At 69.4% G+C, this 12,667-nt stretch carries 13 protein-coding genes; 10 read left to right on the top strand and 3 right to left on the bottom strand.

The window, feature by feature from the left end; translation table 11 throughout:
- The first annotated feature begins 105 nt into the window (after positions 1-105).
- Complete coding sequence (gene eno / locus LGR69_RS10210; RefSeq protein WP_230365953.1) at positions 106-1,395, top strand: phosphopyruvate hydratase; 1,290 nt, start codon at positions 106-108, stop codon at positions 1,393-1,395.
- 169 nt (positions 1,396-1,564) lie between these two features.
- Here eno and LGR69_RS10215 read toward each other — a convergent pair whose 3' ends face one another.
- On the bottom strand, positions 1,565-2,746 hold the full coding sequence (locus tag LGR69_RS10215; protein WP_091863836.1) for an adenylate/guanylate cyclase domain-containing protein: 1,182 nt from the start codon (positions 2,744-2,746) through the stop codon (positions 1,565-1,567).
- Positions 2,747-2,853: 107 nt separating this feature from the next.
- On the opposite strand from LGR69_RS10215, the gene LGR69_RS10220 reads away from it, so the two are divergent.
- The 7 genes from LGR69_RS10220 (at position 2,854) to lpdA (ending at position 9,808) form a co-directional block, all read left to right on the top strand.
- Positions 2,854-3,165, top strand: coding sequence for an FtsB family cell division protein (locus tag LGR69_RS10220; RefSeq protein ID WP_007566199.1), 312 nt, complete (start codon positions 2,854-2,856; stop codon positions 3,163-3,165).
- Positions 3,166-3,361: 196 nt separating this feature from the next.
- The gene (gene pdhA / locus LGR69_RS10225) at positions 3,362-4,450 is read left to right on the top strand and encodes a pyruvate dehydrogenase (acetyl-transferring) E1 component subunit alpha (protein WP_007566197.1); all 1,089 of its coding nucleotides are present in this window, start codon (positions 3,362-3,364) and stop codon (positions 4,448-4,450) included.
- A 54-nt stretch (positions 4,451-4,504) separates the two neighbouring features.
- On the top strand, positions 4,505-5,950 hold the full coding sequence (locus LGR69_RS10230; protein ID WP_230365954.1) for a pyruvate dehydrogenase complex E1 component subunit beta: 1,446 nt from the start codon (positions 4,505-4,507) through the stop codon (positions 5,948-5,950).
- A 70-nt stretch (positions 5,951-6,020) separates the two neighbouring features.
- Positions 6,021-6,308 carry a DUF5076 domain-containing protein gene (locus tag LGR69_RS10235; RefSeq protein ID WP_122159436.1) on the top strand — a complete coding sequence of 96 codons (288 nt, stop codon included), beginning with the start codon at positions 6,021-6,023 and terminating at the stop codon, positions 6,306-6,308.
- Between the two features lie 18 nt (positions 6,309-6,326).
- Positions 6,327-6,920 carry a Uma2 family endonuclease gene (locus LGR69_RS10240; RefSeq protein ID WP_268868489.1) on the top strand — a complete coding sequence of 198 codons (594 nt, stop codon included), beginning with the start codon at positions 6,327-6,329 and terminating at the stop codon, positions 6,918-6,920.
- Positions 6,921-6,924: 4 nt separating this feature from the next.
- Positions 6,925-8,355 (top strand): pyruvate dehydrogenase complex dihydrolipoamide acetyltransferase, encoded by a 1,431-nt coding sequence (locus LGR69_RS10245; RefSeq protein WP_091863832.1) that lies wholly within the window; start codon positions 6,925-6,927, stop codon positions 8,353-8,355.
- Between the two features lie 13 nt (positions 8,356-8,368).
- On the top strand, positions 8,369-9,808 hold the full coding sequence (gene lpdA / locus LGR69_RS10250; RefSeq protein WP_230365956.1) for a dihydrolipoyl dehydrogenase: 1,440 nt from the start codon (positions 8,369-8,371) through the stop codon (positions 9,806-9,808).
- A 311-nt stretch (positions 9,809-10,119) separates the two neighbouring features.
- On the opposite strand, the gene LGR69_RS10255 is transcribed toward lpdA, so the two are convergent.
- On the bottom strand, positions 10,120-10,275 hold the full coding sequence (locus LGR69_RS10255) for a hypothetical protein (protein ID WP_230365957.1): 156 nt from the start codon (positions 10,273-10,275) through the stop codon (positions 10,120-10,122).
- 355 nt (positions 10,276-10,630) lie between these two features.
- A complete protein-coding gene (locus LGR69_RS10260) occupies positions 10,631-10,855 on the bottom strand; it encodes a hypothetical protein (protein ID WP_007566185.1) in 225 nt (74 codons plus the stop codon).
- A gap of 289 nt (positions 10,856-11,144) precedes the next feature.
- Between LGR69_RS10260 and LGR69_RS10265 the strand changes: the two genes are divergently transcribed.
- Together LGR69_RS10265 and LGR69_RS10270 are read left to right on the top strand one after the other, a co-directional pair.
- On the top strand, positions 11,145-12,158 hold the full coding sequence (locus tag LGR69_RS10265; RefSeq protein WP_230365958.1) for a threo-3-hydroxy-L-aspartate ammonia-lyase: 1,014 nt from the start codon (positions 11,145-11,147) through the stop codon (positions 12,156-12,158).
- Positions 12,159-12,280: 122 nt separating this feature from the next.
- Positions 12,281-12,658 carry a HesB/IscA family protein gene (locus LGR69_RS10270; RefSeq protein WP_007566183.1) on the top strand — a complete coding sequence of 126 codons (378 nt, stop codon included), beginning with the start codon at positions 12,281-12,283 and terminating at the stop codon, positions 12,656-12,658.
- Positions 12,659-12,667 lie beyond the last annotated feature (9 nt).

The raw sequence follows: 12,667 nt of genomic DNA on the forward strand, positions 1-12,667 counted from the left end.
CGGTGCTTGCCGCCGAACGCGGCTTGACGGATAAGCCGCCGCGATGCGCCGCACCCCGGATCGGGGCTGCCGCCGCCGACAAGCGGCCCCGCGAGAGGACGTTCCATGACCGCGATCACCAATATCAGCGCCCGCGAGATCCTCGATAGCCGCGGCAACCCCACGGTCGAGGTCGATGTCCTGCTGGAGGACGGCTCCTTCGGCCGCGCCGCGGTCCCGTCGGGAGCGTCCACGGGCGCCCACGAGGCGGTCGAGTTGCGCGACGGCGACCAGAGCCGCTTCCTCGGCAAGGGCGTGCTGAAGGCGGTCGAGGCCGCGCAGACCGAGATCCTCGACGCGATCGGCGGCATGGAGGCCGAGGATCAGGTTGCCGTCGACGAGGCGATGATCGAGCTCGACGGCACGCCCAACAAGGCGCGCCTCGGGGCGAACGCGATCCTGGGCGTGTCGCTGGCGGTCGCCAAGGCGGCGGCCGAGGCCTCGGGCCTGCCGCTTTACCGCTATGTCGGCGGCGTTCAGGGCCGGGTCCTGCCGGTGCCGATGATGAACATCATCAACGGCGGGGCGCACGCCGACAACCCGATCGACTTCCAGGAATTCATGATCATGCCGGTGGGCGCGGACTCGCTCGCCGACGCCGTGCGCATGGGCTCCGAGGTGTTCCACACCCTCAAGGGCAAGCTGAAGAAGGCCGGCCACAACACCAATGTCGGCGACGAGGGCGGCTTCGCCCCGAACCTGCCCTCGGCCGAGGCCGCGCTCGACTTCGTGATGGACGCGATCAGCGCCGCGGGTTTCAAGCCGGGCCAGGAGATCGCGCTGGCGCTCGACTGCGCCGCCACCGAGTTCTTCAAGGACGGCGCCTACGCCTACGAGGGCGAGGGCACGAACCGGTCGATCGAGGCCCAGGTGGATTACCTGGCGCAGCTGGTGGCGAACTACCCGATCCTGTCGATCGAGGACGGCATGTCCGAGGACGATTGGGCCGGCTGGAAGCTGCTGACCGACAAGATCGGCGATCGCTGCCAGCTCGTGGGCGACGACCTGTTCGTCACCAATGTCGAGCGCCTGTCCCGGGGCATCGCCGAGCGCACCGCCAACTCGATCCTGATCAAGGTCAACCAGATCGGCTCGCTCACCGAGACCCTGGCGGCGGTCGATATGGCCCAGCGCGCCGGCTACACCGCGGTGATGTCCCACCGCTCCGGCGAGACCGAGGACTCGACCATCGCGGACCTCGCGGTCGCCACCAATTGCGGGCAGATCAAGACCGGCTCCCTCGCCCGCTCGGACAGACTGGCCAAGTACAACCAGCTGATCCGCATCGAGGAGGGTCTCGGCCCGCAGGCGCTCTACGCCGGCCCCTCGGCGATCAAGCACCTGGCTCGGGGCTGAGCCCCGTTTGCTCTCGCAAGGAAGACGATCGGTCAGAGGAGTCCGCGTGACGCCGCTGACCAATCCTTGGATCGGTACGGCGATTAGATAAATCGCCGTGTCATTCCGGGGCCGCGCAGCGGCGCCCCGGAATGACGGGGTGGGTATCCCGGCGCTCCTGCCCCAGCGCTTACCCCGCCGGCAGCGTCCAGACCTTCTGCGGTCGCGCCAGCCCGCGCAGCTCGATGACGCCCACCGGGTCCAGCGTCCGGCTGCATCGCTGGGCGAAGGAATCCGAGACCAGCAGCGTGTGGCCGAGGGCCTCGCACTGGCTCTCGATCCGGCTGGCCTCGTTCACCGCCCGCCCGATCACCGTGAAGTCGAGGCGGCGCTCGGTGCCGACATTGCCGTAGACCACCGTGCCGAAATGCACGACGCAATCGGCCGTCAGCTCCGGCAGCCCCGCCTCGCGGCGCCGGCGATTGAGCGCAGCGTTGGCCGCCAGCCCGTCCGCGGCTGCCTCGAGGGCGCTGCTGCAGACGGGGCAGGGCAGGGTGCCGGCATCGGCCACCGGGAAGATCGCCAGGAAGCCATCGCCCAAAAATTTCAGGATCTCGCCGCCGTGTCGCGCCACGGGATCGCCCAGCGCGTCGAAATGCTCATTGAGCCAAGTGACCATGTCGTAGGGGTCGGCCCGGTCGGACAGGGCCGTGAAGCCGCGCAGGTCGGTCAACAGGATCGCGGCCGGGATGGCCCGTCCCTGGCCGCGCCGGATCTGGCCGTCGAGGATCCGCTCGGCGGTGGAACGCCCGAGATAGGTCGCCGAGACCTCGCGCAGGGTGTGCCCGAGACCGAGCTTGGCCACCGCGAGCGCGAGGACCGGCAGGACCGCCGCGACCGCCGCGAGGTCTGTCCGGGAGAAGCCGGACCGGGCCCGGGTGCAGAACGAGATCGCGACGCCGCGCAGTGCGGTACCGGGCGCGAAGCCGACGATATGGACCGCATATTCGGTCCCGCCCTCGGCGCGCAGGTCGTGCAGGACCGGGTAGTCGGTCTCCGGGCCGGGGCGGTCGAGGCGCCAGCGCCCGAAAACCTCCTCCCGCTCCAGCATCGCGAAGATCGGGCTGCGCAGCCAATCCGCCTCCTGCTCGGCGCCATGCGGATTGGGCACGAAGCTGAGCCCCTGGCCGAGATGCCAGTTCAGGCTGACCCCGCGCACGAGCGGATCGATGGCCGGCGTCATGACGCTGACCCGCCAGAGCGGGACGCCGGCATCGCACAGGGCCTCGCAGACCCGCGCGAGCATCGTGTCGTGGTCATCGGTCGCGGTGGCGTGCTCGGCGATCCAGCGTGTCAGGTCGGTCATATCCATCTGCGCGGTTTCGCTCCACCTGTCCGGCCTGCCCACAATCATAATCGGCGGGCGCGATCCGCCAGCTCCGAAAAGCTCCGTTAACCTTTCCGCGCGAGGCTCCCGCCATGGTCGTCCGCCGCCGCGTCAGAATGGTCCTCTTGCCCCTGGGTCTCTGGACCCTGTCGGCGCTCGTGGTCGGCTTCTTCGTGTGGCAGGCCGAGAGCGGCAATCGCGGCCTCGAAGCCAAGAAGGTGCTCAAGATCCGCGCCTACGGCCTCACCCAGGAACTCGCCGCCGTGCGGGCGGAGCGCGCCACCTGGGAGCACCGGGTCGCGCTGCTAAAGAGCGACCAGATCGACCGCGACCTCCTCGAGGAGCGCGCCCGGATCGTGCTCGGCCGCGTCCACGCCAACGACGTGGTCATCATCACGCCCTGAGGTCACCGGGGGACCGGCGCGGCCGCGACCTGAGATCACCATCGTCGCATCCCGAAAGCCGGCAGCCACCGTTCGGGACGATGCCTGAGATCCCCTCTGACAAGAGCGGCGACCTGTCAGAGCGTCCACCCTCGCTTTCCAAACGGTGCTGTCCTACACCCCGTTCCAGTCGCGTGGAATCACGGGGAGAGCGCCGATGGACGCCGCCAAGGAGCCTGCGAAGGACGCTTCGTCCTCGCAACCGCAGGTCGCGAGCCCGGAGGCTGGAAGCTCCCAGGCCGTCGAGGCGCACAAGCCCGCGCCGAACATGCCGCAATTCACCCGCGAGGAAGACCTCCACGCCTATCACGAGATGCTGCTGATCCGGCGTTTCGAGGAGAAGGCCGGCCAGCTCTACGGCATGGGCCTGATCGGCGGCTTCTGCCACCTCTATATCGGCCAGGAAGCCGTGGTGATCGGCATGCAGATGGCCTCGATCGAGGGCGATCAGGTCATCACCGGCTACCGCGACCACGGCCACATGCTGGCCTGCGGCATGGACCCGAAGGGCGTCATGGCCGAGCTGACCGGCCGCCGGGGTGGCTACAGCCGCGGCAAGGGCGGCTCCATGCACATGTTCAGCCGCGAGAAGCAGTTCTTCGGCGGCCACGGCATCGTCGGCGCCCAGGTCTCGCTGGGCACCGGCCTCGCCTTCGCAGACCGTTACCGGGAGAACGGGAAGGTCAGCCTCACCTATATGGGCGACGGCGCGGCCAACCAGGGCCAGGTCTACGAGAGCTTCAACATGGCCGCGCTCTGGAAGCTGCCGGTCGTCTACGTCATCGAGAACAACCGCTACGCCATGGGCACCTCGGTGGCCCGGGCCTCGGCGCAGACCGACTTCTCCAAGCGCGGCCTCTCCTTCGGCATCCCGGGCGAGCAGGTCGACGGCATGGATGTCCGCACCGTGCGCGAGGCGGCGACCCGGGCGGTCGAGCACGCCCGCTCCGGCCAGGGCCCCTACATCCTCGAGATGCAGACCTACCGCTATCGCGGCCACTCCATGTCCGATCCGGCCAAGTACCGGACCAAGGACGAGGTCTCGAAGATGCGCGACGAGCACGACCCGATCGAGATGGTGCGCAAGCGCCTGCTCGAGCTGCACGGGGTGCCGGAGGCGGAGATCAAGGCGACCGACGCCAAGGTCCGCGAGACCGTGAACGCGGCGGCCGAGTTCGCCACCAACGATCCCGAGCCGGATCCCGCCGAGCTCTGGACCGACATCCTGCTGGATGCGCACGCCTAGCGCGTCCCCGAACCCCTGGCCGCCCCGACCGAAAAGACGACCGCAGAGCTGAGCATGGCGACCGACATCCTGATGCCCGCCCTCTCCCCGACCATGGAGGAGGGCAAGCTCGCCAAGTGGCTGAAGAAAGAGGGCGATCCGGTCAAATCCGGCGACGTTCTGGCCGAGATCGAGACCGACAAGGCGACCATGGAGGTCGAGGCGATCGACGAGGGCGTGCTCGCCAAGATCCTGATCGAGGAAGGCACCGAGGGCGTCGCGGTCAATACCCCGATCGCGATCATCGCCGGCGAGGGCGAGGACGTGTCGGAGGCCGCGGCCAGCGGCGGCAAGCCGAAGCCCAACGGCGCCGGCGGCCACCCGGCCCCGACCCCGGACATGCAGGCCGAGGGCATGGCCGAGAAGCCGGCCCCCGCCGCGAAGACCGGCTCCGATGCCCCGAAGGCGCCCGCGGCGCCGGCGATCATCACCAACAAGGCCGACGAGCCGGTGATGGAGGAGTTCCCCGCCAACACCCCGATGGTCACCACCACGGTGCGCGAGGCCCTGCGCGACGCCATGGCCGAGGAGATGCGCCGGGACGGCGACGTCTTCGTCATGGGCGAGGAGGTCGCCGAGTACCAGGGCGCCTACAAGATCACCCAGGGGCTGCTGCAGGAATTCGGCGCCAAGCGCGTGGTCGACACCCCGATCACCGAGCACGGCTTCGCCGGCATCGGCGTCGGCGCGGCGCTGTCCGGCCTGAAGCCGATCGTCGAGTTCATGACCTTTAACTTCGCCATGCAGGCGATCGACCACATCATCAACTCGGCGGCCAAGACCCTCTACATGTCCGGCGGCCAGCTCGGCTGCCCGATCGTGTTCCGCGGCCCCAACGGCGCCGCCGCCCGGGTCGGCGCCCAGCACAGCCACGATTACGCCGCCTGGTACTCGAACGTGCCGGGCCTGAAGGTGATCGCCCCCTACACGGCCTCGGACGCCAAGGGCCTGCTCAAGGCCGCGATCCGCGACCCGAACCCGACCATCTTCCTCGAGAACGAGATCCTCTACGGTCAGTCCTTCCCGGTACCGCAGCTCGACGACTTCGTGCTGCCGATCGGCAAGGCGCGGGTCCACCGCACCGGCAAGGACGTGACCATCGTGTCCTTCGCGATCGGCATGACCTACGCGCTCAAGGCCGCGCAGATCCTGGCCGAGGAGGGCATCGAGGCCGAGGTGATCGACTTGCGCACGATCCGGCCGATGGATTCGGAGACGGTGGTGCGCTCGGTCAAGAAGACCGGCCGCTGCATCACCGTGGAGGAGGGGTTCCCGCAATCCGGTATCGGCGCCGAGATCGTGGCCCGCCTGATGGTCGACGCCTTCGATTATCTCGACGCCCCGGTCCTGCGCATCACCGGCAAGGATGTGCCGATGCCCTACGCGGCGAACCTCGAGAAGCTCGCCCTGCCGAACGTGGCCGAGGTCGTCGAGGCGGCCAAGAGCGTCTGCTACAAGTGACGGGATTCGCGGGCGGCCCCGCAGCCCCGTCCCTCCGCCCCGTCCGGGTTCGGAAACCAGCCGGCGCGCCATGAGCCAGGATCCCAAACAGGACTTCGTCGAACTCGCCATCCCGCCGGACGCCCGCGCGCAGGGCGGCATCGAGGTGCTGCGCGCGGCCGTGGTGGACGGCGCCGTGAGCGTCGCCCTGCGCCGCTCCTTCGACGACCCCGCGACCTGGGGCCGGCTGCTGATCGATCTCGGCCGGCAGGCGGCCCGCGCCTACGCGCTGGAGACCGACATGTCGGAGGAGGAGGCGTTCGAGCGCATCCGCGCCGGCTGGGAGGCCGAGGGGCTCGACCCCGGCGGCTTCAACTAGCGATGGCGGCTTCCGACCATGGCTGAAGCGGCTGTCCGGCAGGCGACCTACGCGGATCTCGAAGCGGTCCCGGACCATCTCGTGGCCGAGATCATCGATGGGATTGTAGAGACGCACGGGCCCCTGCCACCCGTGCAGGGCGCAGCGGCCTTCTCGCTGGCGGCGATCCTGGGTTCGCACACGCCCCGCAGACGCGACGATCCGGATGCCTGGATTGACATGAGCAAGCCTGAGCTTCGCTTCGGCCCTCAGGTGGTGGTGCCCGATCTCGCCGGCTGGCGTCGCGAGCGAATGCCGACCGAACCCGCGGACGCCTTCATCGAGACGTCGCCGGACTGGGTGTGCGAGATCCTCTCGCCCTCCACAATCCGCCTCGATCGCGGCCGCAAGCGCCGCATCTATGGGGAGGCCGGGGTCAAGTTTCTCTGGCTGCTCGATTCGGCCGCGGGCGTCCTGGAAGGCTTCGCCCTCACGGACGGGCGCTGGCTGCTGCTGGACACCGTCCTGCGCGGGGAGACGGTAGCCATCCCGCCGTTCGACGCCGTCCCGTTCCCCCTCGACGACCTGTTTCCCTTCGCCGATCCGGCCGCCCCGGCCTTGCCCGAGACCTGATGCCATGCCGATCAACGTGCTCATGCCCGCCCTCTCGCCGACCATGGAGAAAGGCAACCTCGCCAAGTGGCTGAAGAAGGAGGGCGACGCCGTGAAATCCGGCGACGTGCTCGCCGAGATCGAGACCGACAAGGCGACCATGGAGGTCGAGGCCATCGACGAGGGCGTGCTCGCCAAGATCGTCGTGCCCGAGGGGACCGCGGACGTGCCGGTCAACGACCTGATCGCGGTGATCGCCGCGGAGGGCGAGGACCCGTCGAGCGTCCAGGCCGCGGGCGGCGGCGGCAAGGCTGCGCCGGAGGCCAAGGCCGAGGCGAAGTCCGAGCCGACATCCGCCGCGGCGCCGGCCCCGGCCGATCAGAACACCACGCCCGGCGGCGGGCACATGTCCTACGAGCGGGTGAACGAGGCGCCGGAGGGCGCCCAGCCCGGCGGGACCGCGCCGCAGCAGCAGGCCGGTGCGGGCGGCCGGGTGTTCGCCTCGCCGCTCGCGCGCCGGATCGCCAAGCAGGAGGGCGTCGACCTCGCCGCCGTAGAAGGCAGCGGGCCGCACGGCCGCATCATCGCCCGGGACGTCCAGGCCGCCAAGGCCTCCGGCGGCACCAAGGCGCCGGCGCCGCAGGCCGCCGCCGAGGCCCCCAAGGCGGCCGCCCCCGCGCCGAAGGCCGCGCCCGCCGGCGGCGCGCCGGCCGGCCTCACCCTCGATCAGGTCCGGGGCTTCTACGCCAAGGATTCCTACGAGGAGGTGCCGCTCGACGGCATGCGCAAGACCATCGCCAAGCGCCTCACCGAGGCGATGCAGGTGGCCCCCCACTTCTATCTCACGGTCGATTGCGAGCTCGACGCGCTGATGAAGCTGCGCGAGACGCTCAATGCCTCCGCGGGCAAGGACAAGGACGGCAAGCCGGCCTTCAAGCTCTCGGTGAACGACTTCGTCATCAAGGCGATGGGCCTGGCGCTCACCCGCGTGCCCGCCGCCAACGCGGTCTGGGCCGAGGACCGGGTGCTGCGCTTCAAGCAGGCCGAGGTCGGCGTCGCGGTGGCGATCGACGGCGGGCTGTTCACCCCGGTGATCCGCCGGGCCGACGAGAAGACGCTCTCCACCATCTCCAAGGAGATGAAGGACTTCGCGGCCCGCGCCCGGGCCAAGAAGCTAAAGCCCGAGGAGTACCAGGGCGGCGTCACCTCGGTGTCGAATCTCGGCATGTTCGGGATCAAGCACTTCACGGCGGTGATCAACCCGCCGCAATCGAGCATCCTGGCGGTGGGCGCCGGCGAGAAGCGCGTGGTCGTGAAGGACGGCGCGCCGGCCGTGGTCCAGGTGATGACCTGCACCCTGTCCTGCGACCACCGCGTCCTCGACGGCGCGCTCGGCGCGGAGCTGATCGCGGCCTTCAAGGGGCTGATCGAGAACCCGATGGGCATGTTGGTCTGAGCCGGAGCACGCAATGTCCGACACCTACGACATCCTCATCATCGGCGCCGGGCCCGGCGGCTACGTCACGGCGATCCGGGCGGCGCAGCTCGGCTACAAGACCGCCGTGGTCGATCGGGAACACCTGGGCGGCATCTGCCTGAACTGGGGCTGCATCCCCACCAAGGCGCTGCTGCGCTCGGCCGAAATCTATCACTACATGCAGCACGCCTCCGATTACGGCCTGTCGGCCAAGGAGGTGTCGTTCGACACCGCCGCCATCGTGAAGCGCTCGCGGGGCGTCTCGGGCCGGCTCAACGGCGGCGTCGGCATGCTGCTCAAGAAGAACAAGGTCGATGTGATCTGGGGCGAGGCCGCGGTCGACAGCGTGGCCAAGGGCAACCAGCCCGGTCAGGTCACCGTTAAGGAGTCCAAGCGCGCCGAGCCGCCCAAGGGCGCCAAGGGCGCCGGGACCTACCAGGCCAAGCACATCATCGTGGCCACCGGCGCCCGGCCCCGGGCGATCCCCGGGATCGAGCCCGACAAGAAGCAGATCTGGACCTATTACGAGGCCATGGTCCCCGAGACGATGCCCAAGAGCCTGCTCGTCATGGGCTCGGGCGCGATCGGGATCGAGTTCGCCTCGTTCTACCGGACCATGGGCGCCGAGGTGACCGTGGTGGAGCTGCTGCCGCAGATCCTGCCGGTGGAGGATGGCGAGATCGCCGGCATCGCCCGCAAGCGCTTCGAGAAACAGGGCATCAAGATCCTCACCGGCGCCAAGGTGACCAAGGTCGAGAAGGGCGCGGATTCGGTCACCGCCACGATCGAGGGCGGCGACGGCAAGACCCAGCAGATCACCGCGGAGAAGCTGATCTCGGCGGTGGGCGTGGTCGGCAACATCGAGAATATCGGCCTCGAAAAGCTCGGGGTGAAGATCGACCGGGGCATCGTCGTCACCGACGGGCTCGGCCGGACCAACGTGCCCGGCCTCTACGCGATCGGCGACGTCGCCGGCCCGCCGATGCTCGCCCACAAGGCCGAGCACGAGGGCGTCATCTGCGTCGAGACCATCAAGGGCCTGGACACCCACCCGATGGACAAAGCCAAGATCCCGGGCTGCACCTATTGCCAGCCGCAGATCGCCAGCGTCGGGCTCACCGAGGCCAAGGCCAAGGAGCTGGGCTTCGCCGTGAAGGTCGGCCGCTTCCCGTTCGCGGGCAACGGCAAGGCGATCGCGCTCGGCGAGCCGGACGGTCTGGTCAAGACCGTGTTCGACGCCAAGACCGGCCAGCTGCTCGGCGCCCACATGGTCGGCGCCGAGGTGACCGAGCTGATCCAGGGCTACGTTGTGGCGATGAACCTAGAGAGCACCGAGGAGGAGCTGATGCACACGGTGTTCCCGCACCCGACGCTCAGCGAGATGATGCACGAGAGCGTGCTCGACGCCTACGGCAAGGTGATCCACACCTGAGCGGGCATAAGGCGCGAGGCGGCCCGGGGATCGGCTTCAGGACGGGACTTGGGTCCGCTCCCCGGGTGGGCGGGCGGATTCAGACATCGTCGACTCAGTGAGGCACGGGTTCCCGCTCCCGTACGGGAGAAAAGGCATGTCGCGGCCTTCAGGCGCCGACGTGCGAACATGGTAGCGCGCAAGGGAAGAAGCGGTTTCGGCTCGTTCGGGGCCGGTTCTCCGGACGCTGCATCGTCCATCGGGGGGCGAGAACCCGGAAAACGTGCCGCTTTCGCCTTGCGAAAGCCCGTCACAAGAGCGCGGAAACGCCCCTATGTCGGCGACTCGGAATTCCCGTTCGACCGGGCGGTCAGGGCGAGGCTGATACCCTGGAACAGGGCGATCACGAACACGGTCGCCAGGCTGCCGCCGATGGGGATCAGCACGAGGGCCCAAAGGTCGAAGCCCCGGACCACGAGCAACGTCACACCGCTTCCGATCACGGACGCGATGATCATGCGAAAGATGCAGCATTCCGACGGTTGCATGAAACCTCCCGGTCGGCAGCCCCCCTGACCTATAATCGAAATCTTAAGGATTTTTGCAACCGTTAATAGTACGCACCGCGGGCATTCGCGGGATACGGGTAGTGCGACCGCTCGCGGTGACGCTATCCTCAAGGGGAGCGCGTTTTCCGCCCTCGCTTCGCATGCGATGCCGGCGGCCCCGTCGGCCGAGGCTGCGATCGCGGAAACGGGTTCTGCTCGCACAGCAAGGGGTCCCTGAACGCCGTAGTCCGCGATGCGATCCGGAGACGGACCGGGCCCACGCGCCCCGCACGGCTCAGCCGTTCCCGCGCTCCACCGGCTCGGCCTGGTCCTGCGACGGCACGTAGGCGCACCACTCGCAGATACCGCGCTCGGCGCCGCGGCTGGCATTGCGCTGCGAGCAGAGCGGGCAGACGAGCAGGATCAGCCGGCCGCCGGAGCGCAGGGCGAGCCCGCGGCCCCGGAACGTGACCTCTGTGGCCTCATCGCCGGCGCGTCGGTCGCGCGTCCTGTCGCTCATCGGACCTCCGCGAAAGCGCGCTTCAGGCCGGCCGGAGGGGCGATTCGGATCCTCGATTCCACGATCATGGCAACGCTACTCCCGAACCGGTCCGGAGATACAAGTGGCGGGCCAGCGAATGGCTCCGCTTGGCCTGTGAATCCGGCGGATGCGCCGGGCGCAAATCCTGCCTATGACTCGCCTCGGCTCGGAGCGCGGTGGCGACGGGAATCCCGGTTTCGGCAGGGGCGCATGTCCGGTCGGGACAGCGCAACCGCGCCCGATCGCGGCGCGGACGAGCCCAGGAGCGATGCAGGATACGATGCCCGAGCAAGCAGAGACGACCAAGGCGGCCCGGAGCGGCGCGCCGACCTTCGCGGATGTCGCCCGGGCGGCGGAACGCATCGCCGGCATCGCCCATCGCACCCCCGTGCTGACGTCGCGCACCGCCGATGCGCGGACCGGCGCGAAACTGTTCTTCAAGGCCGAGAACCTGCAGCGGGGCGGGGCCTTCAAGTTCCGCGGGGCCTACAACGCGATCAGCGCCCTGCCGGAGGCGGTCCGCGCCCGCGGGGTGCTGTCGTTCTCCTCGGGCAACCACGCCCAGGCGATCGCCCTGGCGAGCCAGCTGCTCGGCATCCCGGCGACCATCGTCATGCCGGGCGACGCACCGGCGGCCAAGATCGCCGCGACGAGGGGCTACGGCGCCGAGGTCGTGCTGTACGACCGCTACACCCAGGATCGCGAGGCGCTGGGCCGCGAGCTCGCCGAGCCCAAGGGCATGACCCTGATCCCGCCGTTCAACCACCGCGACGTGATCGCGGGGCAGGGGACGCTGGCGCAGGAGCTGATCGAGGAGGCCGGGCCGCTCGACGTGCTGGTCGCCTGCCTCGGCGGCGGCGGCCAGCTTGCGGGCTGCGCGCTCGCCGCCGCCGCCCTGTCGCCCGGCTGCCGGGTGATCGGCGTCGAGCCGGAGGCCGGCAATGACGGGCAGCAATCGTTCCGCACGGGCCGGATCGTGACCATCCCGGTGCCCCGGACCATCGCGGACGGGGCGCAATCGACGGCGCTGGGCGACCTGACCTTCGCGATCATCCAGCGCGAGGTCGCCGACATCCTCACCGTCTCGGACCCACAGCTCGTCGAGACCATGCGGTTCTTCGCCGAGCGGATGAAGCTTCTGGTCGAGCCGACCGGCTGCCTGGCGGCGGCGGCCGTGCTGCACGGGCTGGTGGACGTGAAGGACAAGCGCGTCGGCGTGGTGATCAGCGGCGGCAACGTCGACCTCGCCACCTTCGCGCGGCTCGTGGGCGAAACCGCCTGACGCGCCGAATGCCGCGGCCCTGTGTCTCCGCCCCGGTGGACCGGGCGGGGGCGGATGCTTATCTTATGTCCGTCAGAATGCGCGCTCCCGGGCCTTGAACCCGGATGGGCGGGAGGGTGACGATGTTTTCAGGGTTCAAGGTTCTGTCGCTGACCGATCGGGCGGCCGAGCGGATCAAGGCGATCATGGCGGATGCCGACCGGCCGATCGCCGGCCTGCGGGTCGGCGTGCGGAACGGCGGCTGCGCCGGCATGTCCTACACGATGGAATACGCCGAGGCGCCCAAGCCCGGCGAGGACGTGGTCGAGGATCGCGGCGTCCGGGTGTTCGTCGATCCGAAGGCGGTGCTGTTCCTGCTCGGCACCGAGATGGACTTCACCACCACCAAGCTCGCCTCGCAGTTCGTGTTCAACAACCCGAACCAGACCTCCGCCTGCGGCTGCGGCGAATCGGTGGCGATCACGCCGGTCTCCGAGGACCGGATCCCGGCGCGGGCCTGAAGCCGGCTC

This window comes from Methylobacterium brachiatum, from assembly GCF_020523825.1.
Taxonomy (GTDB): domain Bacteria; phylum Pseudomonadota; class Alphaproteobacteria; order Rhizobiales; family Beijerinckiaceae; genus Methylobacterium; species Methylobacterium brachiatum.